Origin of the sequence: Kosakonia sp. S42 (assembly GCF_016624785.1) — a bacterium.
In the GTDB taxonomy this organism is placed as follows: Bacteria; Pseudomonadota; Gammaproteobacteria; order Enterobacterales; family Enterobacteriaceae; genus Kosakonia; species Kosakonia cowanii.
In genome coordinates this window covers 1-1,356 of the sequence record NZ_JACVTW010000077.1, presented here as the reverse complement: position 1 = coordinate 1,356, position 1,356 = coordinate 1, and the positions used below count along the sequence as shown (strand labels likewise).

General features: G+C 45.0%; 1 protein-coding gene. It reads left to right on the top strand.

The genetic code is table 11. The features are described from left to right. Positions 1–1,328 (top strand): IS3 family transposase gene (locus IAE50_RS25605; protein WP_375288169.1). Its coding sequence is split into 2 segments (ribosomal slippage), with 1,326 coding nucleotides annotated over them: positions 1–471 and positions 474–1,328; the frame shifts between segments, so codons are not numbered across the junction. This gene is flagged as partial in the annotation. Between the last annotated feature and the right edge of the window lie 28 nt (positions 1,329–1,356).

Genomic DNA, 1,356 nt, shown 5'->3' with positions numbered 1-1,356 from the left:
AAGTTCAAACAGGAAGTTGCAGAGAAATACCTGCAGGATGAGCTGAGTCTGAAATCTGTCGCCAGGATGTACAACATCAGCCCCTGCACGGTAAGAAAGTGGGCTTATGCCTATCGGGAGCATGGGATAGGCATACTTACAGGTAAAAAGGGGAGCTACTCTGCTGATTTCAAACTTATGGTAGTAAAAGAAGTCGTGGATGAGTGTTTTTCTGTTCGTGAAACTGCGGTAAGACATGGGGTGCCGGGCTTTGGTACTGTATGCACCTGGCTTGAAAAATATAGAAAATATGGCGAGGATGCTTTCATTCGAAAAAATAAAAAGCTCATCACTGTGCCTGATAAAAGCGTCATTCCGGCCCCAGCACAGCCAGCATTAACCGAAGATGAGCGAGAGGAACTTGAACAGCTCAGAGTCGAGAATGCCTATTTAAAAAAGCTGGAGGCCTTGGTTCAGCAGAAAACATGCTCAACACACAAGAAAAAGTGAGCATTGTTAATGAACTAAGGCAGGAGTGGTCATTATCCCGATTATTAATTGTTGCAGGGCTACCCCGGAGCACATTCTATTATCATGTCAAACGTCCAGAGGCCCCGGACCGATATCAGTCTGCCAGGGCACTTGTGCTGAAAATTTATCACCAGCACAAAGGTCGCTATGGCTACAGACGCATCAGACTTGCCTGTCGTAACGAGGGGGTTTTACTTAATGGCAAAACCGTCAGAAAACTAATGAAGGGACTGGGTATCAGCAGTCTGATCCGCGTCAAAAAGTACCGCTCATATAAAGGCGAACAGGGACGTATTTGCGATAATATCCTGAAACGTCAGTTTGACGCACTACGCCCTAACGAGAAGTGGGTTACAGATGTCACCGAGTTTAAGGTGAATGGCAAGAAGCTGTATTTGTCGCCCATCATGGATCTTTATAATGGAGAGATCATTGCTTATAGCCTTGCTACCCGCCCTCTGCCTACAATGGTGCAGACCATGCTTACTGATGCGCTGAAACAGCTGGCGAAAGATGATCATCCAATATTGCATAGCGATCAAGGATGGCAATATCAGATGTCACGGTGGCAACGATGGTTAAAGGATAACGGCATCGTTCAGAGTATGTCTCGGCGGGGAAATTGTCTTGATAATGCGGTTATAGAGAGCTTTTTTGGGACATTGAAATCAGAATGTTATTACCTCAATGAATATAAAAATGTGGATGACTTAAAGCGAGACATCATTAGTTACATTGGTTATTATAACCAATTGAGGATAAAGGAAAAACTTGGAGGCCTTAGCCCTGTGCAATATAGGCTAAGGCAAGCTGCATAGGGTTGTCCAAGATCTGGGGCGCAGATCA